General features: G+C 41.7%; 22 protein-coding genes. 11 read left to right on the forward strand and 11 right to left on the reverse strand.

The annotated features are described in order from the left end of the window. Nucleotides 1-62: 62 nt before the first annotated feature. The 3 genes from gap to B4G94_RS27305 form a co-directional block, all read right to left on the reverse strand. Nucleotides 63-1070 (reverse strand): type I glyceraldehyde-3-phosphate dehydrogenase, encoded by a 1008-nt coding sequence (gap, locus tag B4G94_RS27295; RefSeq protein WP_286863269.1) that lies wholly within the window; start codon nucleotides 1068-1070, stop codon nucleotides 63-65. Nucleotides 1071-1076: 6 nt separating this feature from the next. After that, nucleotides 1077-1712: a redoxin domain-containing protein gene (locus B4G94_RS27300; protein WP_286863271.1), complete on the reverse strand. Its 636-nt coding sequence runs from the start codon at nucleotides 1710-1712 to the stop codon at nucleotides 1077-1079. Nucleotides 1713-1945: 233 nt separating this feature from the next. After that, nucleotides 1946-3040, reverse strand: a complete 1095-nt coding sequence (locus tag B4G94_RS27305; RefSeq protein ID WP_286863273.1) for an AI-2E family transporter — start codon at nucleotides 3038-3040, stop codon at nucleotides 1946-1948. Between B4G94_RS27305 and B4G94_RS28185 the strand changes: the two genes are divergently transcribed. Next, a complete protein-coding gene (locus B4G94_RS28185; RefSeq protein WP_108632890.1) occupies nucleotides 3034-3084 on the forward strand; it encodes a hypothetical protein in 51 nt (16 codons plus the stop codon). The two genes, B4G94_RS27305 and B4G94_RS28185, sit on opposite strands and share 7 nt — an antisense overlap. A 215-nt stretch (nucleotides 3085-3299) precedes the next feature. On the opposite strand, the gene B4G94_RS27310 is transcribed toward B4G94_RS28185, so the two are convergent. From B4G94_RS27310 to B4G94_RS27320, 3 genes are all read right to left on the reverse strand, one after another. Then, on the reverse strand, nucleotides 3300-3500 hold the full coding sequence (locus tag B4G94_RS27310) for a hypothetical protein (RefSeq protein ID WP_286863275.1): 201 nt from the start codon (nucleotides 3498-3500) through the stop codon (nucleotides 3300-3302). An 82-nt stretch (nucleotides 3501-3582) separates the two neighbouring features. Beyond that, on the reverse strand, nucleotides 3583-6621 hold the full coding sequence (locus B4G94_RS27315; protein ID WP_286863277.1) for an SbcC/MukB-like Walker B domain-containing protein: 3039 nt from the start codon (nucleotides 6619-6621) through the stop codon (nucleotides 3583-3585). A 4-nt stretch (nucleotides 6622-6625) separates the two neighbouring features. After that, nucleotides 6626-7831, reverse strand: a complete 1206-nt coding sequence (locus tag B4G94_RS27320) for a metallophosphoesterase family protein (protein ID WP_286863279.1) — start codon at nucleotides 7829-7831, stop codon at nucleotides 6626-6628. Nucleotides 7832-8054: 223 nt separating this feature from the next. Between B4G94_RS27320 and B4G94_RS27325 the strand changes: the two genes are divergently transcribed. After that, nucleotides 8055-8753: a prolyl oligopeptidase family serine peptidase gene (locus B4G94_RS27325; protein WP_108631922.1), complete on the forward strand. Its 699-nt coding sequence runs from the start codon at nucleotides 8055-8057 to the stop codon at nucleotides 8751-8753. 59 nt (nucleotides 8754-8812) lie between these two features. Here B4G94_RS27325 and B4G94_RS27330 read toward each other — a convergent pair whose 3' ends face one another. Both B4G94_RS27330 and B4G94_RS27335 read right to left on the reverse strand, forming a co-directional pair. Next, entirely contained in the window at nucleotides 8813-9574 is a 762-nt protein-coding gene (locus B4G94_RS27330; RefSeq protein WP_241254987.1) for a murein L,D-transpeptidase catalytic domain family protein, read from the reverse strand. 81 nt (nucleotides 9575-9655) lie between these two features. Then, nucleotides 9656-10675, reverse strand: coding sequence for a L,D-transpeptidase (locus B4G94_RS27335; RefSeq protein ID WP_286863281.1), 1020 nt, complete (start codon nucleotides 10673-10675; stop codon nucleotides 9656-9658). Between the two features lie 103 nt (nucleotides 10676-10778). Here B4G94_RS27335 and B4G94_RS27340 point away from each other — a divergent pair, with 103 nt between their 5' ends. The 3 genes from B4G94_RS27340 (at nucleotide 10779) to B4G94_RS28025 (ending at nucleotide 12599) form a co-directional block, all read left to right on the forward strand. After that, nucleotides 10779-11186, forward strand: a complete 408-nt coding sequence (locus B4G94_RS27340; RefSeq protein WP_286863282.1) for an NUDIX hydrolase — start codon at nucleotides 10779-10781, stop codon at nucleotides 11184-11186. Between the two features lie 78 nt (nucleotides 11187-11264). Further along, nucleotides 11265-11411 carry a hypothetical protein gene (locus B4G94_RS27345; protein WP_286863284.1) on the forward strand — a complete coding sequence of 49 codons (147 nt, stop codon included), beginning with the start codon at nucleotides 11265-11267 and terminating at the stop codon, nucleotides 11409-11411. 33 nt (nucleotides 11412-11444) lie between these two features. Next, nucleotides 11445-12599, forward strand: a complete 1155-nt coding sequence (locus B4G94_RS28025; protein ID WP_349681877.1) for an OmpA family protein — start codon at nucleotides 11445-11447, stop codon at nucleotides 12597-12599. A 190-nt stretch (nucleotides 12600-12789) separates the two neighbouring features. Here the strand turns inward: B4G94_RS28025 and B4G94_RS27360 are convergent, their stop codons facing one another. Then, nucleotides 12790-13842, reverse strand: coding sequence for an outer membrane beta-barrel protein (locus tag B4G94_RS27360; protein WP_108631918.1), 1053 nt, complete (start codon nucleotides 13840-13842; stop codon nucleotides 12790-12792). A gap of 256 nt (nucleotides 13843-14098) precedes the next feature. On the opposite strand from B4G94_RS27360, the gene B4G94_RS27365 reads away from it, so the two are divergent. Next, a complete protein-coding gene (locus B4G94_RS27365; RefSeq protein WP_108631917.1) occupies nucleotides 14099-15403 on the forward strand; it encodes an ammonium transporter in 1305 nt (434 codons plus the stop codon). Between the two features lie 117 nt (nucleotides 15404-15520). Continuing rightward, a complete protein-coding gene (locus B4G94_RS27370; RefSeq protein ID WP_286863287.1) occupies nucleotides 15521-15826 on the forward strand; it encodes a hypothetical protein in 306 nt (101 codons plus the stop codon). Here the strand turns inward: B4G94_RS27370 and B4G94_RS27375 are convergent. Next, on the reverse strand, nucleotides 15823-16359 hold the full coding sequence (locus B4G94_RS27375) for a lipocalin family protein (RefSeq protein WP_241254988.1): 537 nt from the start codon (nucleotides 16357-16359) through the stop codon (nucleotides 15823-15825). The two genes, B4G94_RS27370 and B4G94_RS27375, sit on opposite strands and share 4 nt — an antisense overlap. A gap of 100 nt (nucleotides 16360-16459) precedes the next feature. Here B4G94_RS27375 and B4G94_RS27380 point away from each other — a divergent pair, with 100 nt between their 5' ends. The 3 genes from B4G94_RS27380 to B4G94_RS27390 all read left to right on the forward strand — a co-directional run bounded on the left by B4G94_RS27380 (nucleotide 16460) and on the right by B4G94_RS27390 (nucleotide 19661). Further along, nucleotides 16460-16921: a DUF4268 domain-containing protein gene (locus B4G94_RS27380; protein ID WP_108631916.1), complete on the forward strand. Its 462-nt coding sequence runs from the start codon at nucleotides 16460-16462 to the stop codon at nucleotides 16919-16921. Between the two features lie 22 nt (nucleotides 16922-16943). Further along, nucleotides 16944-17738: a S1/P1 nuclease gene (locus B4G94_RS27385; protein WP_108631915.1), complete on the forward strand. Its 795-nt coding sequence runs from the start codon at nucleotides 16944-16946 to the stop codon at nucleotides 17736-17738. Between the two features lie 132 nt (nucleotides 17739-17870). Next, nucleotides 17871-19661, forward strand: coding sequence for an ABC transporter ATP-binding protein (locus B4G94_RS27390; protein WP_286863290.1), 1791 nt, complete (start codon nucleotides 17871-17873; stop codon nucleotides 19659-19661). A gap of 18 nt (nucleotides 19662-19679) precedes the next feature. Here B4G94_RS27390 and B4G94_RS27395 read toward each other — a convergent pair whose 3' ends face one another. Further along, nucleotides 19680-20618, reverse strand: a complete 939-nt coding sequence (locus tag B4G94_RS27395) for a multidrug resistance efflux transporter family protein (protein WP_286863292.1) — start codon at nucleotides 20616-20618, stop codon at nucleotides 19680-19682. Between the two features lie 161 nt (nucleotides 20619-20779). Between B4G94_RS27395 and B4G94_RS27400 the strand changes: the two genes are divergently transcribed. After that, on the forward strand, nucleotides 20780-20877 hold a 98-nt coding region (locus tag B4G94_RS27400; protein ID WP_286863295.1), incomplete at its 3' end, for a hypothetical protein.

Genomic DNA, 20877 nt, shown 5'->3' on the forward strand with positions numbered 1-20877 from the left:
TGAAAATAAAGAAAGCCCGTATCTTAAAAATACGGGCTTTCTTTATTTTCAGCAGACAGATATTAAACGAGCTGGTCGATTTTGATCAAGAGGTCAACCAAACGATTGGAATAACCAAATTCATTGTCATACCAACCCACGACTTTTACCAATCCTCCCACAACCGAGGTCAACTGTGCATCGAAAACACACGAGTAGGGATTGTTTATGATATCGACAGATACAATAGGATCTTCCGTATAAAACAATACATTCTTTAATTCATTTTCTGCTGCAGCTTTGAATGCGCTGTTGATTTCTTCAACCGTTGTTTCTTTTTCCAAGGTACAGGTAAAATCTGTCAATGATCCGTTCAGTACAGGAACACGTATACCCGCGCCACCCAATTTATCCTGTAAATGCGGAAAGACGTTGGTAATTGCCTTGGCAGCACCTGTCGTTGTCGGTATGATCGCCGAAGAGGCTGCCCGTGCGCGTCTCAAATCTTTATGCGGTGCATCATGCAGATTCTGATCTCCCGTCATGGAGTGTACAGTCGTAATATATCCGTCTTTTATCCCCCAATTGTCGTCTAATATTTTGACCAAGGGTGCAACGTTGTTTGTTGTGCAGGAGGCATTCGAGAGAATGGAGTTGGAGAGGTCCACCGCATTGTCGTTGATACCCAATACCACTGTTGGAATATCTTTGTCTGTCGGCGGAGCGGAGATGATCACCTTTTTCGCACCGGCAGTTAAATGTAGTGTCGCTTTATCGCGACTTGTAAAATGGCCTGTGGATTCAATAACAACATCAATATGTAAGGATTTCCAGGGCAGTAGAGCCGGATCTCTTTCATTGGTCACCAAAATGGGATGACCATTCACGATAATATGATCTTCATCGTGTGTCACCGTGCCACGGAAAGGCCCATGTACTGAATCATATTTGAACAAATGCGCCAAAGTCTGGGTATCAGCCAAATCATTGATGGCGACTACCTGCAGCTGGTCAAAAACATCACGCAGAAAAATATTGCGCAAAGTGTTTCTTCCGATACGTCCGAATCCGTTTATTGCTATATTCAGCATTTCAACTTATTTATGAAATTGGCTTATCGCCTCATTAATATTTTTTTCACCTTCCCAATGTGCTTTTAGTTTGCCATCAGCACCGTAGACATAGTTTGCCGGGAATTGCGAAGGGACATGTATGCTTTGGATAAAGGTTTGATCTTTGTCTATCAACACCTCCACATTGGAGGATTTGGATAATTTTGGGGCAAAACTGTCGAAGAAGCCTAAAACCAATGCCGGATCATTCATGGAAATGTAGAAGATGTTTACATCTTTTAGACGATCGATATTTTTTTCAAGTTCAGTTGCTTCATGCTGGCAGTGGCTGCATCCCGGATCAAATAAAATAAAAACGGTATTCTTATCTTTCGCAAGGTTCTCATTGCTGACCCGTATACCTGATCGAAGTTGATAAAAAGTGAAATTAGGAAGAATTGCTGCCGGCTCGGACGACTGCGCGGGGGCCGCTTGCGCATGGTCATGGCCAGCATGATCGTGACCAGCGTGATCGTGACCAGCATGATCGTGACTATCTGCGGTATTTTCCGCTGTGTTACTTTCCGTACCAGCTGCCTTTTGACTGCCTTTATTGTCACATGAATAAAGCATGGCTGCTGCGAATACAGCGGCTGCTCCTAAGATTATTTTTTTGTTCATAGACTACCTTTGATTTTAAATCAGTTTCCGTGATTTTTTATTTTTTTAGATTCGTCAACAGGATGTGTTTTTTAACTCAACTTTAGCTGAACATCAGCCATGCCTCAACGATATCAATGAAGGATCAAAACTATAAAAAAAATGGGATTATGCAGTGTCTAATCTTAAGTTATGACAGTTTACTGGTTAAACATCGATATCACTGGCCACCGCCATTAGTCCCGGGATTTGTCTTACTCTGACCTGTCTCTGATGTCAGGTGGACTGTTTGGATCTACCAGCGAGGTGGATTGGATGATTTCTGGTGTACCACGGCCAAATTCATTGCTATAGACTTTAAGGAGTACGCCCACGCAAGAAAGAATTAGAGGTCCAAATATCAATCCAAGCATGCCGAATAGATTTAATCCCAGCAATACACCAAAAACAGTAATTAAAGGATGGACGTCGCCAAGTTTTTTTAAGATCGTAAAACGAAGGACATTGTCAATACTCCCAATGATAATGATACCGTATAGTGCAAGTCCAATGGCATTGCCAGATTGTCCATTTGCCAAAAGAAATACAGCTGCCGGAAGATAGACCACCATTGTGCCTAAAATGGGAATAATGGTCGATACCGCCGTTAAGATGCCTAAAAAAATGGGACTTTCAAGCCCGAAAATCCAATAGCCTACACCGGCAACAACACCTTGGCACATGGCAAGGATCGGAATACCGATAGCATTTGATTTGACCATCATGTCGAATTCTTTCCATAGTTCTGCTTTACTGCCAGTGGAAAATGGGATGGCATTATAGATGGTCCGTTCTAGCTCCTTGCTGCTTACCAACATAAAATAAAGTACAAATAAGGCGACCAAAACATTAACACCAACTTCGGCAACGGAATTCAGAATATTCGGAATAAACTTTGCCGCCCGCTGTAGTCCGCCCATCAAAGCGGTATCCGATAGATCAATGCTGCTGAGGTATGGACTATTCTTGAAATAGGTTTTAATGGAATCAAATTTTTCCATAATCTCATCTTTGTTGCTGATTGCATCAGTTACCTGAGGGACCATATAATTGATCAGCAAGTAAAGCGGGCCGACCAGAAATACAATTGTGAGCAGAATTAATAAAAGACTTGCGAGGGATTTTTTCCATTTTCTTTCTTCGGTTAATTTAAAATTGATTTTTCGGAACAGGACATATAATGTTATCGCGCCCAAAAAGCCGGGAAGATAATAGAATAAACTCGTAAATATCAAGATGCATATCAGCAGAATAATGACGATAAGCATGATCTGGTTAATGGAATTGTTGTTTATCTGTTTGTATTTCATGTGTCTGGAATAAGTATCGCTCTAAATTTGTATGTATCGTATGACAATATTTTTCTGTAAATGTTTTATATTGTTAAATTAAATTTCCTTTTTAGAATTTCAATGGTTTTTTTTATTTCTTTTTCAGGTGGGCGAATCCAGTAAATAGGTGGCGAACACTATGCAGAGAAACAACAATGTCATCTAATAGGCAGCGATATAAATAAACGAGAAGGGAACAACGATCATTCCGCATAAATAAGTTGGATTTTTAGTATAGTTAATTCTGATTCTGTGGCATTAAAATTTCTTTTAAGATGGTCATAATATCATATTGCTTGATGAAGAGCACGGATCGTGTTGTCCGTTGCACAATGGATGTATTGGTATTTGCAACAACTGGATGAACGGTTGATTTAGCTGATTTATGAAAAAAAGGATGCGACCCTTTCCCTTTTCTGTTATTTGAAAATAAGCCCATAATCTTTCGTTTTTGGTTATGGCACCAGTCTTTTGGCTACCGGTGCTATCCCTAATTTACAAAATTTCCTTAAGATTTGCAATTAATTGATAAAAATTTGACTGCCCCGTTCTTCATCCTTTTCTATGGAAAGTGATAGTGGAATCCGTTCTTTCAACTCTTCCACGTGGGAGATAATACCTACGATCCGATTTTCTTTTTGAAGATCAAGTAAGGTCTCAAAGACGATATTGACGGAGGCGATGTCTTGGGTGCCAAAACCTTCGTCAATAAAAAAGAAATTTTTTGTGGCTTTGGTATTGGATTGTACACTTTCGGCCAGGGCCAGGGCCAGACTCAATGACACCTGAAAAGCTTGCCCCCCGGAGAGTGTCTTAACACTCCGGCTTTTTCCTTCATTCAGATAGTCGATGATTTCAAACTCATTGTTTTCATTGATCTGTAGACTCAGTTGGTTGCGGGTCATGCGGTGAAAGCGGATATTCGCATGATCGCAGAGCTGACGTAAATAGATCGAAGATACATATTGCACAAACCCTGCACCCTTAAAGAGGTTAAAGAGCTGTTTTAGATTGTCATTACGCAAGTTTAACGTTGCTTGTTGTTGAAGTAAAACCTCCTTTTTCTTATAAGCAGTTTCCAGCTGATGCAGCTCCTGCTCGTATTTGGCAACATTCTCTGTGAGCACTTTTAGCTGATGGGAGCTTTCTTTCAAAGCATTCTCCTGCGCGATGAAAGCTTCCTCATCGTAAACTTGATCTTTAAGCTTTTCGTCCAGCTGCGCGATTTGGGCTTTGAGGGTTTCAAACTGGATCTGAAACTGTTCCAGTTCTGCCCGGATCTGTTGTACAGGAAGTTTCTCCGCCAAAGTCTCTTTGACCTGATCTATTGTGTCAAATGTAGAAGTCTGTAGCAGTTGCCCAAGCGTGGTCTCGGTTTGAAGGGCCTCAGCTTTTATTTTGTCAATCCTTTCAAGAATAGCTTGTACCAAGCTATTTTGTGCTGCAAATTGGCTGTTTAATCCATTTAACTGCTCCGTTAGGGTATTAAAATGCTGTTCTATCTGTAGATTTTCTGCTTTCAGCGTCTTGTACTCACTTTCAATGGACGTCTGTTCCAAAGACTGGTAATCTGACCATTTCAAATGTTTTAAATGGTCCATATTTTGGTTGATTTGAGTTTGTTTTCGCACTTCATCAACTTCTAGCTCATTTAGTCTTTTGTTAGCCCTTTCAAGCTTCTTGTCAATATCGACCAAGACCAGCTGGTGGTTGGTCAGCATGTGTTCCGTCGCTACGATCTGGGTTTCAATCTTGGTAAGTTCTTGTTTTTTTTGTGTATAAATTGACGCATCTGTACTGCTGTAATCTGTCCAGGTAAATTGAAGCAGGTGGCTGGATTTAAGGGATTCGTTTACCTGACTTTTTACATTAAGGTCATTTTTCTGGGCTTCTAGTGACTGCAGTCGGAGCAGGAGTTTTTCGAATTCGAATTTTTGATCAGTCCTGGATTTTATACTTGCAGTAATTTCCGTGATCGCCTTTTGATTATCGGCGAGCTCCTGGCTAATGTCCATATGCTCAGCGATGGCCGGGTGTTCCAGCGCTCCACATAAAGGGCAGGGGGAACCTGCACTTAGATTCTCAGCAAATTGTGTCAGCTTCTGCTGTAACAAAAGATGTGCTTTCTCGTCGTTTAGTTTGGTAAGTCTGCTTTCAAGCGTTCGTAATTCACTGTTATACTTGGATTCAAATTCGAGGGCATCAAATCCGCGGGTCAGCAAGTTGTTTTTCAGGTCAGCTATTGCGGTCTCCAGTTCAAGAAGTTGCTGATGGAGTTCAACCTCTCGCTGAAGGATAGACTGTTGCTGAGTATACCACTGGCCCAGCTCCATCAGTTCATTGGCCGATGGTCGCGATTGTTTTAGATCAAGGAGCAAGGCTTCTGTATCTCGGATGCTGATTTTGCATTGCGTCTGCTGCTCTTTGGTCTCCAGGACAAAGTTTCGCCCTTTCTCAGCACTTTCTTTTAAAACTTTTATTTCTGCTGAAAACTGGATCAGCTGCAGAATGAGCTCCAGATCCAGTTCACTTATTCTCCGTTCTGCTAAGCGGTCGTACTGGGGTCTAATCTGTTGGAGTTGCAGCGACAACTGTTGGGTAAGCCGTTGGATTTCATTGGCTTTCGTTTCTTCGTGCTGCAGCCTGCCCTGTTCGTGAACTTGTTCCTGCCTCAATTTCTCCTGTGCCTGGAGGATATGGTAGAAATTTGTCCAGGCCTCTTCAAAGCGTATCATGCGCTGACGTAAATGTTCTTTTTCTGCCTGCTGGTTTGTCTGCTGCTGAAATCGCGTCTTCATTTTATGCAATTCCAGAAAATCTTCTTTCAGATTTTTAAGGGCCTGGAATTTCTCCAGAAGGATCGTGTTGCTATCTTGCACCTGGATGAAAGATTTACGTTCTTCAAGCAACTTGTCCTGCATTGCCTCGATGCGGTCGCCGTTGATCTCTTCGAAACCGATCAATTGACCGTTGAGCTGATCCAGCTCGGATTGGTTTTTTTTATATAACGTAGCGACTTTGTCCTGCAGGTCGAAGCGATGGAGCTGAAAGATTTCCTTCATCATATCGGTGCGTTCTTTTGCACCCAGTTCAATAAATTCCTTAAACTGTCCTTGGGGGATAATGATGGTTCTTTTGAAATTCTCGTAGCTTAATCCTATGATAGGTTGTACGTTACTACTTTCCAGCGGAATCCATTCTTCATTAATGTTTTCGTATAATACTACCGTTGGCGATTTGACATCCTCAAAATTTTTGGAGTTTCGTTTAAATTCCCGGGTGGCCCTGAACCTGCGGTTTTCGAAATTAATGAAATCCAATTCGATATACGAACGGTTTGATTTGAGGTTCATCATATTATAAGCACGTTTATCCCGTGCATTTAATCGCTCCGTTTCGCCATATAAGGCATAGGTAATTGCTTCCAAAATTGAAGATTTTCCGGAACCGACAGCGCCAAAGATCCCAAAAAGGCCAGTTTCTGTCAATGCTGAGAAATCTATTGTCTGACGTTCCTGGTATGAATATATACCTTCTACAATTAACTTTAAAGGGATCATGGGCTTAAGAATTTAGTATTTCGCGAAAGAGGTTAAGAATGTCTTCATTGGGCGCCTGGTTGGCATTTTTGGATTTGAAATAATCGGTAAAGAGCGTGGCGATATCTTGGGTCAGATTAATTTCTTTTTTATCCAGCGTATTTTGTTGATCATGTTGAACAACAGGGATTAAATAGACGATTCCTGAATGCGTCTGGTAAATCAGTTTACGGTCCTCAGCTTTCAGGAATGTTTGCGATTTTAGCGTTAATTCCACGAATGTTTCGGGATTTTCGGATAGCCAGGTGATACATTGGCCAATATCCGTAAATGATTTTCGGACCAGTGATTTTCCCTGACGGAGTGCAATTTGGTCGTATGTGACGTCTTCGCCCGGTACAGCATTGACGATGTTCACATACTTTGTCTGTCCCACTTCGGCAAAACTATAGCAAAGCGGTGATGAAGCGTATACAACAGGCTTTTGCGCGGAACCGATATTTTTGAATCCGTGGATATGGCCCAAAGCCGTATACTGAATCTGATCGGGGATAGATTCGGAATAAATCAGGTCAGCATTTCCGATTTTAATGGGTTTTTCTCCATCAGGCTCTTCGATCAGCGGGGAGCCAATTTTATTCATATAGAGGTGTGCCATCAGAATATTGACACCCCTGTCGTCACAATAAGCTTCAGCCAGCTTTCGCCAATTTTCTGCGAGCGCTCTATTTAATTGAACTTCTTTCTCTTCGCCGAGATATTGTTTGAGCCGGATCTCGTTGGCATAAGCTGTGTGGAGTATTCGGATAGGATAGTCGTGGCGGTCAATATGAAGCTCGATAAAACCCTTGTCCGTGTGGGTGATAGTGAAACCTTCGGTAGTAAATGATGTAACAAGTGCATTGGGATGACCGATAAGGATAATGCCCGATGCACGGGCTAAAGGATCCGGTGCGTCGATCAGATTCGGCGAATCGTGGTTCCCGGCAATGGCGATTACAGGGCGCATACCATTTTTTGCCAGTCGCTTGATGGTTTTGTAAAAGAGCTCGATGGCTTCTACACCGGGATTGAAGCTGTCGAAAAGGTCACCTGCAATAAGCACCAGATCCACCTCTTGTTGGTCAGCTATTTGGATAATCTCTTCCATGACCAAGTGTTGTTCATCCATGCGGGAAAAGCTGTCCAATCGCTTTCCTAAATGCCAATCGGCAGTATGAAGTATTTTCATGATGAGCCCTTAATTTTTACCAGATAGTACAAACTAAGATAAATTTAGACGGATATGCAATTATAATTGCATATCCGTCTAAATTTATGCTGGCGTAGGTTAAAACGGTGTCGCTGGATACTGCTAAAATGTTAAAAGTTGTTAAATGCGGTCGGTAAAAATCATTTAATTGTATTTTTAGTCTTCCAAAATTAAGCTAAGTAATCGTTGATAAATTAAATGTATGCGTAAAATTTACCTCTGTTTATGTGTTTTCTTTCTGTTTTTTACGAAGTTAAATGCACAGGAGATACAAGCAATCAAAGGGGAAACTGCTTATCCTTTTTTATTGAAAGATGCCGATAGGGATACTGCGGAATCTGAAAAGCAGCCTGTTTTTGTGTTTTTGCATGGGCGGAGCTTATCAGGTACAAATTTAGATCGCGTCAAACGCTATGGGGTGTTATATGCAATCAATAAGGGGCAGGAGGTGCCCGGAATTATTGTCGCTCCCCAATCCCGCGGCGGTTGGGATCCGGATAAAGTGATCGAAATTATAGATTATGTTATCGCACATTATCATGCTGATCCTGATCGTATTTATGTATGTGGAATGAGTATGGGAGGCTATGGTACCATGGATGTTGCCGGAAAATATCCGGACCGTATTGCGGCGGCCGTGGCGATTTGTGGGGGTGGATCGAGTCAATATGCTTCCAACCTGAGCCAGGTGCCAATTTGGTTGCATCATGGAACGGCTGATCGTGCTGTACCAATTTCAGAGTCCAAAAAAATTATGAATGCCATAAAAAAGGCCGATCCCGATGCTGATGTGAGCTTAAATGTGATCAAAGGCGGGACGCACGGCAGTGTCGAACGTTTATTTCACGATGATGCGATTTATGACTGGATGTTAAAATTTAAGAAAAAGCATAAATCCTAAGGTTGACAAATGGGTATTATAAAACAAAAAGGCTGATGTTCATCAGCCTTTTTGTTATTTTAACCCTCATCTGCATTTTCAAGCCGTTGTTTTCGGCTGAATTGCGCCATTAATACATTCGGTTGATGGATGATATGGGTTTTAGCTAGATAATCGGGATTATCTGCATAGATAAAGAGCAGGGTGCCGTCTTTAATGGTATTGATAATCGGGCCCGCATATTCACGGGGTACGGCAGGACAGCCATAGCTCTTACCCAATCTTCCCAGGCTGGATATTGTTCCTGTGCTGCAATAGTCTGCACCATGCATGACCACGTACCGTGCTTTGGCATTGTCATTTATTCCTTCCTCAAGACCATTTAATACTAATGAGTAGCCATTTTCCCCATTATAGGTATTTTCGGTCATAAAAAAACCCAGCGAGCTTTTTAAAGACTCCTGTTGATTTGAAAAATTTGTGGCATAGTTTTCGCCACTATTTTTACCGTGTGACACCAAGGTATTAAAAAGTACCTTTTTGTTCTCCAGATCAAGCACAACAAGTCTTTTTTCCGTGGATGCCAAGGAAAAGTCAATGACTGTCATAATAGCTTTGTTGTGAATGGATAGCTTTTTTCTGCCTTCCATCGCTTGTCGAAACGCCTCGTATTTTAATACAGGGCTTAAATTCATTTCATCATATAAAGAATCAACTTCCGTACGTTGACGTTCTACATTTATATGATGGGCATTGGTCTGTTGAACTGTTGTTTTTAAATCTTCTTTTGACGACAGTGCTGTATTTAGTGCCATCAAAAGAAACATAAACGTATTTCCCATTCTCCTCCTTTTCTGTGTAGATGTTTACAAAAATAATTATTAAAGTTAATACATATTTGATTTACAGAATGTTAAATATTGTTAATCAATAACGATGACCAGTGAGGAGAGGTCTTTTGACCGTTTATAGACAAATTGGGCGTGAGATGACGCATTTCTGACACACATGTGTGACTTGGGTGTGGTGCCCAAACTTTCACTATATTCGATGATGCTGCCCTTGGGATTATTGACCGGTACCCCATGGATATAGGCTCCGGCGGTAAATCGGGTAGCATAAGGGGCAAAGCCCGCATAGGTGCGTGTGCCGTCTTCGAAATAGAACATTTTTGATTTGTGTTCCTGTACAACAAAAAGTCCTGTCGGTGTTTCCTGTGCGTGTGGAGGTTTGTGGCGGCCGCTGGTGACCGGGTTCATGCTGCGGATAAGCCATTCTTTGCCCACTTTTTCCAGTGTGCAGATGTTTTGGTTTTTAACATCGACAACGTTAATAATGTTAAACTGCACACTATCGCTTATCAGGCGTAGATAGCGTTTGGGGACAGTGTATTCTCCTTCAAATGAAACACCAGCGATAGGTACCCGGGCGAGGGTATCTGCTCCCTTGACGCGGACTAGCCACCCGTCACGTCCATAACGAACCGGCTTATCCGTAGTCGGGTCGTATAACGGGGCGGCTTGATAGCGAGCCACATTGAAGCTGTCAGCAACGCGTTTGTATGCATCTCGTTTGAAATCTTTAATCGTAGGAGCTTCTCCTTTTTCATTCTGATAATTCTGAAGAACGGCATAGCGCGAAGGAGTCTGCTGGAAATTTTCAACGAAAGCCAGCTTTTCCTTTATTTTATCCCACTGAAAACCGCGCGTAGTATCTTTATAAGGGTAGGTATCTTCCAACGTGTACTTTTTGTAGAGCAGATCTTTTTTGATAACAATATCTTCTGCAGTGACCATCTTCGGCTTCTCCTCCTGTTTTTTGTCGGGGACAGCTTCCTGATGCTTAATTGGCTGTTCTTTTTGTACTGTGCTTTTCTTTTCCTGTTGGCAAGCCAATGCCAGAAATAATAGGCTAAATACGATACACGTTAATCCTTTATTCATATATGGGCTATATAAATTATTGTTTTATTCTTTAAATATAAGAATAAAACACATTTTTTAAATGATTGACAAAAAGTTAGTTTTGTAATTTCAAGTAAAAGGTATGCATAAGATTGTAATTTGTTCAGCAATGATGATCGGTCCGGATGGCGATCTGCTGATGGTGAGAAAAAAAGGATCTTACTATTTTCAATTACCCGGAGGGAAGATTGCTGTCGGTGAAGATGATGTGACAGCTTTGGTCCGGGAACTCCGGGAGGAACTGCAATTTGACGCAAGCGGTACGCCCTTACAGTTTATTGGGCAACATTGTACACAGGCCGTGAATGAGATAGACACCCTTGTGGAGGGGCGTATCTATCTGATACAACTCGACACTCAATTTACTTTTCTGCCACAGGCGGAATTGGAAGAAGTGCAATGGATCAGAAAAGATAACTGGCAAAATTATCAGCTGGCACATCTGGCGGCAGAGTTTGTCGTGCCCAAGTGGCTATCCGGGGATTTTTAAAGTAGCGTAGCTTGATGTGAACAAATTAAGGCTTTGTTTGTTAGTGCTTTATCAATTAATAATTAATAAACGAAGGTTATGGAAAATCAGCTTTTAAAATCGGCAAAAGACTTTTTTGATCAACAGTTGCTTGCCAGGGTCGGACAAAGTTTAAACCAGGATAATGAACAGGTAAAGCAGAGCTTAAATGCTGTCGTCCCGGCTTTGTTTCTGGGGTTGAGTTAACAGTCAGAAAATAGTGGCGGGATCGGAGCGATTTTGGAACAGGCAAAACAGCATTTTTCAAGTTTTGATCCCGGTCAGATACTGGGTGGGCACACGGATGCTGGGGACCTCGAAGGGCAGCCGGAGGAAAGAAATGCTGGGTATGGCAATATACTGACGTCAATATTCGGTGACGGCTTGGACACCGTATTAACTACTGTTGCTGCGTATCTGGGTTTTAATGCTGATTCGGTGAAGAAATTGATGGGTTTTTCTTTGCCGGCGATCTTTTCCAGTTTAACTAATAAAGGACAAAATTGGGATGTGGAAGGGTTGAGCCAGAAACTAAAAGCGAATAAAACTGCATTTGCGGCCGCTATCCCTGCGGGATTAAGTTTAGGCGCTTTTGGTAAATTATTTGATGGCGGACATTTTTCCGCGCCCGAGGAAGCTTTGCTTGAAACGCCGCTTATTAATCCGGCGAATGAACTGGAAGCACATAAAGAGCCCTTGGCATTACCGCGGGCGGAAGCTGCCAGGCCTGCGGCTGCTTCGACGGGTTCTTCGGGTGGCGGCTGGTGGAAAATCTTAATTGCGTTGATTGTTATTGCGCTGCTTTGGTTTTGGTTTGGCAAGGGCTGTAGCAGTGGTAAAAAAGAAGGTGCTACGGATACGAGTGTCAATCGGGGACAGGTTGATTCCGGAAATGCAATGGTTAGCGGAGCTGCCGGCCAGATTGGTCGTGAGCATTTAGATGTGATGTTGCCCAATGGAGGAAAACTTGCCGCATTTAAGAGCGGAATAGAGGAGCGATTGGTTCAGTTCTTAAAATCCGATTATAAATCCTTGGGCGAAGATTCCCTGAAAAATACCTGGTTTGATTTTGATAATCTTAATTTTGAAACCCGCACGGCAAAGGTTTTGCCCGAAAGTCAGGTGCAGCTCAGTAATCTGGCGGAAATACTAAAGGCTTTTCCGGCAGCCAACGTGAAAATTGGTGGTTATACCGATAAAACCGGAAATGAAGATTTCAACAAAAAATTATCATTGGATCGGGCAAATGCCGTGAAAGATTATCTGGATAAGGCGGGGCTCTCTAAACAGGTCGTCGGAGCGGAGGGCTATGGATCACAATTTGCGAAATACGCAGCCGATGCTCCGGAAACTGACCGGATTTTAGATCGGCATGTCTCTGTCAGTGTCCGGTGATGCGGCTTGAACATGAAACTGAGGTTAGCAAGATAAGTTTGGCGTAAAAAATGTAAGATAGAAAAGCGGATCCTAATGAATCCGCTTTTTCTGTTAATAGTTGGAATTTTATGGTATTATATCAATTTCGAGATAATTTAAACTCATTTTATGGGTATTATAGCGGAGAATAAAGTGTTGCATCGCTGATCTAGAAGCTATATACACAGGCTAATAAAAACTGGCCGGCTGATTTTGTCGGAGATAGGTCATTCTTAACGAACTTTTCAGTATTGCTTTTATCAATTCTTATTTCGGGAATGAATTTGAAACCATGGTAATTGTATTCAGCGGTCAATGTGGTGGCTAACATATTGGAACTTGGAATGCCATTGGCTTCTTCTTTGTGCGTTTGGAAGAACTCTTCCCGTAATCCAATTCCGAAATGTTCTGACAGGTGCACTCTTGGGTAAAGTGCTACCCCTGTGTATCCGCCTTCTGCTCTTCTCTTATAATGTGTGGCGTTTACGCCAAGGTAGAATTTAGGCGTGAAGTCGTAATTTCCCACAAAGTCCACAAGCGTGCCCGAGCTGTAGTTTTCTTTGCCCCCAACAGAAGATCCGCTTAGGAAATTTAAGTAGAAGCTGCCTTTCTCGTTAGGTCTATACGCTAGTTGTGAGCCGATATGTGAGACCCCGTTCAGATCTTGATAAACGTTCCAGTCATTAAATATACCGACCATTAACGCAAATTTGTCAGAAAAACTATAAGTCGCTTTCAAACCTGCATCCTGAAAAGGGCCGGCTCCGAATAAATAAGAAGTGGAGTAATGAAAATTGTAAGTGGGAGAGATGACTTCAAATCCCACGAATGTACCCATGAATCCGGCAGTCAGATTCAGTTTGTCGGTAAGATCATAGCCCACATATAAATTCTGAATGTGAAAGCTGTTCTTATCATCACCCGGCTGACCGTCTCCATTAATAATAGAACGATATTGTCCACGTGGACCGAAGGAAAGTTCTCCTACAAAAGAAGCCTTTTTAAAATGTTTCTTTACTGCGAGGTCAACCATTCCGATCGAGACTGAATTATTGTCCTCCGTAAAATAGGTGTTGATATTAGGCTTGTTTTGGAAATCATATTTCCAGTAAGTATCCACAGATCCGGATATTTCAATAGGTTTTTCTTTGTTTTCTTCTTGTGATTTTGATTTTTGTATGAAAATTATTGAAAAAATGATGATTGTTAAGATTTTTTTCATGTTGATAAGGTTTTAAGTTTGATCTGTTTGAATTTTGGTTGATTTTTCTTTGTTTTTTTATAGGTTTTTGTGGTTTTGTTTTTGTTTTCTGTGAAATTATGTAAAAAATATCACAAAAAATAATATTTGATAGTAATTTTTCAATAAAAAGAGTTTATATTTGTCAAAACAATAAGTAAGAAAGGGTTTTTGTTTTGTTTTTGTATTTTATTTAAAATTTATTGACGTATTAATAAACACTAATCAGTTTAAAAAAATGAAAAAAATTATTCCACTCTTTGTTCTGGTACTTTTGGGCGTATTAGGACTTGTATTTCCTTCGATAGATTTATCTGCATTGGATAAAGTAGAGTTTGACACGGGGGATACAGCCTGGTTATTGACTTCTTCAGCATTGGTGTTGATTATGACGCCCGGCTTGGCATTTTTTTACGGGGGAATGGTCAGTAAAAAGAATGTGATCTCAACGATGATGCAGAGTTTTATCTGTATGTGTCTGATGACGATCCTATGGGTTATTGTTGGATTCAGTTTAGCCTTTGGTGATGATATCGGCGGAATTATAGGTGATCCACGCACCTTCTTTATGATGAAAGGTACCTTAGGGAATGTCGCTTGGGGTGCATTACCGACCATACCATTGGTCTTATTCGCCATGTTTCAGCTGAAGTTCGCGATCATTACGCCTGCACTCATTACCGGTGCATTTGCTGAGCGTATCCGATTTAACTCTTATATGTTGTTTATTATCTTGTTCGGTGTCTTTATTTATATGCCATTGGCGCATGCTACCTGGCATCCGGAAGGAATTTTAGCAAAATTCGGTGTGCTTGATTTTGCCGGCGGTACTGTTGTCCATATGTCAGCAGGCTGGGCGGCATTGGCTGCTGCAATTTATCTAAAAGGCCGTAAATCACAGACACATAATCCAGCGCGTATAAGTTATGTCATCTTAGGAACTGCTTTGTTGTGGTTCGGTTGGTTCGGATTTAATGCAGGTTCGGCCGGCGGTGCAAACTCGCTAGCAGCTTATGCCTTTGCAACCACAACGACCGCTTCGGCTATGGCGGCAATGGCGTGGATATTTGTGGATATTATCCGCGGTAAAAAACCATCAGCAATGGGGGCATGTATCGGCGCAGTTGTTGGACTTGTAGCAATTACGCCAGCAGCAGGATTTGTGAGCATTCCTCACGCCATGGTCATTGGATTAGTCGCTGCATTGATTAGTAATCTCGTTGTCTATTTAAGAAGCAAAACCAGCATCGACGATACGTTGGATGTATTTCCTTGTCATGGTGTAGGTGGTATGGTAGGGATGGTGCTGACTGGAGTATTTGCACACCATAATGTAAATCCATTGGTTGTTGACAATGGCTTGTTTTTTGGTGAAACGAAATTATTCTTTGTGCATACGGTAGCCTTGTTTGCGGTATCATTCTTTGCTTTCGTAGGCTCTTTGGTATTATTAAAAGTAACGGATCTGATTTCTCCTTTACGTGTAGAGGAAACGGACGAGGAACTTGGTTTGGACGTTTCTCAGCACGCTGAAGCACTTTAATTACTAAGGTCAAAATCGTTTAATTGTCCCAAACAATGCTTTTCACACGGCATTGTTTGGGATTTTTTTTGCACCTTTGCCCAACAGGGCGAATATCTGCACTATTTAGTTTTTGTTATGAAAGATACAACAAAAGAAACCTTGCGTTCGGATTTTGAGAAAATGATGCGTCATGCATTACAAAAAAATGGTGATTTTGGTTTCCATATATTTGGTGACTACGCTGCATCTGTACTCAATTTCTATGTTGGAAGCTCCATCTTAGGGTTAGCTGAAAAGCGTGAAGCTGCACTATTTCTTGCGAGTCTGTATAATGCGGGCATCAAAAATGTGATCAATCAGCATGACCTTCAGGAGATCGCAGATGTTTTAGCCCAGGATCCAACGCTCAATTATCAGGTAATCGCGCCAATTTTTGATTAATGCTTTGTCCAGACCAGATTGCCGGTTTCGTAGCCACATTGTAAAGCATAAGTAAGAAATTCATTCCTGATCTTGTCCGGAATTTCGGTATTTCTGCCCAGAATCCACATGTAATCGAGGTTGTCTCCAAAGACAAGGGCGTAGCTGTAATCGGGCGTTATTTTTACAATATGATAACCACTGTAGAATGGGCCAAAGAATGATACTTTCAATGCGCCTTCGTGGGGACCATTGATAAATTTAGCTTTTCCGATGGACTGCTTCCAGCGTTCTTTTTCTTCCGAGTAACCTTGATTATTGACCCGGATTGTTCCATCCTTATTCTTGGTGTACTCTGCCGAAACCTGACTGAGCCCTTTTTCCCAGCGAAAGTCCAGCCGGGCAATTTCAAACCATTTTCCGAGGTATTTATCTAAATCAAAAGGATCTACTACATCTGGACGCGAGATGACGGGCTTTAAGGCATTGTATGCCACCGTTCCCAACGCGACAGCGGTCAGCAGCAAGAGCGATTTTTTCTTGTCTATATTCATCTTTTGGAGTTGTTTGTTGATAAAACAACAATTTTAATACCAATATGGTTTAGGCATACCGTGCTATTTTCTTAATTTTGTTGACTTAAAAATTGTATTTGTGTATTCTAGAGAAGAGGTAAAGCAATTAAAACAGCTATTCTGGACTAAATTTGGACAATTCATGTCCCTACATTCAGCTGCGGACGGCGAAAAGGTCAATTGGATTAACTATAAAACCGGTGTCAAGCATTTGTATTTTAAGATGGATGCTGATAATAATACGGCGAAAATAGCAATTATCTGGTCTCATTCGGATGCCGGGATCCGTACATTAATGGCGGAGCAATTCATGCAGTATAAAGGGTTGCTTCATGCTACGCTTGGAGAGGATTGGGAATGGGATCTGGATAGTTATGATGCGTACGGTAAGCCCTACTGTCAGATCTATAAAACGTTGGTGGGCCATAGCATTTTTAAGGAAGCGGAATGGGGAGAACTGATCGCTTTCTTTAAACCACGGATGATTGCGCTGGATGAGTTCTGGTCTTCGGCAAAATATGCGTTCGATATCTTTAAATAATTACAATAAAATAAATATAGCAATGAAAAAAGTGATTAAGGGTCTGTTGGCTGTAGCTTTATGCTTTCAACTTTCATCGGTATATGCCTGGGGGACCATTGGGCATCGCGTTGTCGCAGAAATTGCGGAGCGTCATTTGAACAGAAAAGCAAAGAAGAATATCGGAAAAATCATTGGACAGCAAAAGCTGGCATATTGGGCAAATTGGGGAGATTTTATCAAGTCGGATCCCAATCCTGAATTTAAGAAATTGGGAAATTCACATTTTATAAATCTAAATTCAAATCTGCCATGGGCAGAGTTTCAACAGGGACTCGAACGTTCGGCTGACGAGAATTTATACAAAACGGCTATCCGTATCGAGCAATCTTTTGCAGATAAAAACATGTCGCTGGATCAGCAGAAACAGAATCTCTATTTCTTGATCCATATCCTGGGGGATGCCCATCAGCCCATGCATGTCAGTCGTGCCGAAGACCAAGGGGGAAATAAGATTGAGGTAAGCTGGTTTGGAAAAAAATCCAATATTCACCGTGTCTGGGATAGTGATTTGGTAGACAATGAAAAATATAGCTATACCGAGTATGCAACTGTATTGGATGTTAATGGAAAAAAGGAAAATGAACAATTGGCCGCCGGAGAGTTGTCTAATTGGCTATACGAATCCAATCAGCTTGCTGAGAAAATTTATGCCGACGTAGCGAATAATGCGAATTTGTCGTATTCGTATGTTTATCAAAATAAAGATACGATGGAACAATGTTTATTAAAAGGCGGATTACGCTTAGCTAAGGTGCTGAACCGTATTTTTGGATAGTCTAAAATAAGTAAATATGCAGCCTAAGTCGTGCCATGGTTCATGGTACGACTTTTTTGTGACAGGATTTCCGTTTATTTTTAAACAAAGCACCACGCTTATTTGTTATTTGCTCATTGTAAATCTTTCTTCATGACCATTCCACAGCTCTTTAAAAAAATTATTCCCTTTGCCCGTCCTTACCGTAAATTGATTGTTTATACCCTGCTTTTGACCGTTGTCGGATCATTGGCTGCGCAGATCAATGCTTTTATTTTGCGGTATACGGTAGATACCATCAACGCTTTGATGGTGGCCAAAGAGCCGCTTTCTAAGGGAATGTATATTGTCGGGATCATCAGTGCGGTGCTGTTGCTGAAGGAAATTGTTTACGCATTGGTACAGTTTGGACAAAAATTTTATGGCGAGAAACTTCGGATTTATATCGCGCGTGATTTCTCACAGACCATTGTTAGCCGGATTTTGACCTATAAGCTTGCTTTTTACACCTCCACGGATAATGAAAGCGGAAAGCTGGCGACACGTATCGACGCAGGCATCAGCTCACTTACACGTTTGGTACAGAATTTCTTTATCGATATTCTGCCCTTGTTTGCCAATGCCATCATTGCACTGACCTGCATGTTCTATGCTAACGTATACGTTGGACTGGTGGGGCTGGCGGTAATCCCATTGTATCTTTATATCAGTCAGACGCAGGCCTCTAAATTAACAGGTTTTAGGCGGCAGATGCGCAAATACCGCGAATCGAAAAATAACCGGATCATCGGTCTGATTGACTCCATTCTCGTTATTAAATCTTTTGTCCGCGAACCCGAAGAAGCGAAACGGCATGAAAAGATCCAATACGAAATGACCGAAAATCAGATGGAAACTCGCAAGACAAGCTTCTTTTACGATAGCATTAAAAATTTTGTGGAACAGATCGCGGTTGTAATTATTATCGTCCTGACTGCTTATCTAGTGTTATCCGGTCAGATTACGATTGGAGCCATTATGTTTCATATTATGCTATTTAATAATGTTTCGGCACCGATTCGCCAATTGCACCGCATTTACGATGAGGTCAATGATGCCTTAATCTATTCGGAATCTTTTTTTGAGATACTTGAATCTGATGATCAGATTGAATCGAAAGGAACTTATCGACCGGTGCAAATTCGAGGACACCTGGAATTGCGGAATGTCTTTTTTGCGTATCCTAACGGGACACAGGCTTTAAGGGATGTCAGTTTTGCCATTAAACCCAATGAAATTACAGCTCTGGTCGGATTAAGCGGTGCCGGTAAAAGTACGATTATCAATTTGTTGGATAAATTTTATGAGCCGACACGGGGCCAGATTTTACTGGATGGTGTTGATCTTGCGGATTATGATACCGCATTCCTCAGGCAGCATATCGGCATGGTGCTGCAGCGCAATCATATATTTAAAGGAACAATATTTGAAAATATTGAATATGGCAAGATGGGAAGTTCGCCTGAGGAGATCGTGGAAGCCGCAAAGAAAGCTTATATCCATCAGCAGATCCTGGAATTGCCAAAAGGATATGAGACGGATGCACAATCGCTTTCCGGTGGACAGCAACAGCGTATTGCCATCGCACGGCTGTTTCTGAAAAATCCGCCCATTATTTTTCTGGATGAGCCTACTGCAAATCTGGATGCGATTGCTACGGAGCAGATTAAAAATAGCCTGGATGCGATTAAGAAAGATCGTACGGTAATTATCGTGTCGCATAGCATTTCCCAGATAATAGACTCCAATGCGATCGTTGTCATGGAGAAAGGTCGCGTTGTCGAGCAGGGGCAACATGAAGACCTCTACCTGGCGAAAGGCACCTACCATGAGATTTTTTCGGCCATGGCCAATTGCCTTAATTTAAGCAAGATCAGTAAGACCTTACAGGCAAATGAAAATTAATAGTGCTGTTCTCGCATTTTAATTTGAGCGACTATGCAAGATCATTCCAATGACGACCAGGCCAATCCCTATGCAGGAATAGCTATTTGGAAGCGCGGCATGTAATAAAATGATTTCACCCAATAGCGTAAAGATGACTTCCATGGCTTGCGTCGCTTCTACGGCGGCGAGTGCTTTGGGGTCGCTGCGCACGATATCCGTTGCGCTAAAGAATAGGAGCGTGGCAATTACACCCGAAAAGAGGGCAACCATTAGGGTTTGTAGCAGCTGACTTTCCGTTGGAAGGCCATTGTTCATATAACCAAAGATGCTGAGCAGGATCCAAAAAGGCATACTACATAGGGTCATGCCCAACGTTCGTTGGAAAGCATCCAATTTATTTCCCGCGATTTGCATCATTTTACGGTTGCCCAGGGGATAGGCAATTGCTCCGATCAATACCGGGATCGTGCCCAATAACATGGATTTAAAGGAAGTGGCCCGTGCTTCGGAGATTTGCATCAGTACAATTCCCAAAAAAATAATGATCGAAAAAAGAAGTGAAGCTTTGGATATTCCTTTTCGATGCCCTTTTTTCTCCAGTAAAGGGCCTATAAACATCCCGGCGATAATGGTGAATTCAAAGGTGCTGGCAACCAGCCAGGAGGGACCGAAGCTCGCACCAAATGTCAGCGTGGCATAAAATACACCAAAACCTATGGTGCTCCACAGCAGCCATTGCAGCAGATTGGATTTGATCGCATGGAAGAGCGGGCCTAAGTTGCCCCGTACAGATACGATAAGCAACAGGACAGGAAGCATCCATAGGAAGCGTAAGGCTGCTGTCCATTGCCAGCTTCCTCCCGAAACAGCCATGATACGGTTGAGGACAAAAGTACTTGCGAAAAATAATGCGGCTAATATTCCTAAAAAAAGTGCCGTACTTTTATTGTTTTTTATTGTAAATTGGGAGGACATAAATAAAATGAATGCGGTGTCTATTTCGTATGGTGAAAGTACGCAAATGGCCGTTTAATCGGAAATGAAACAAAAAGTAATTGATTTTTATGGCAATTTTCTCATTTAAAATTCCTTATTTTGCCTAATCAATAAAACAAGTAGTAAGAAAATTAATCAAGATGATTATACAACCAAGAACTAGAGGTTTTATTTGTTTAACCTCGCATCCACAAGGGGCTGCGCAAAACATTAAAAATCAAATTGAATACGTGAAATC

It is taken from the genome of Sphingobacterium sp. UBA7625 (genome assembly GCF_002484085.1).
GTDB classification, from domain to species: domain Bacteria; phylum Bacteroidota; class Bacteroidia; order Sphingobacteriales; family Sphingobacteriaceae; genus Sphingobacterium; species Sphingobacterium athyrii.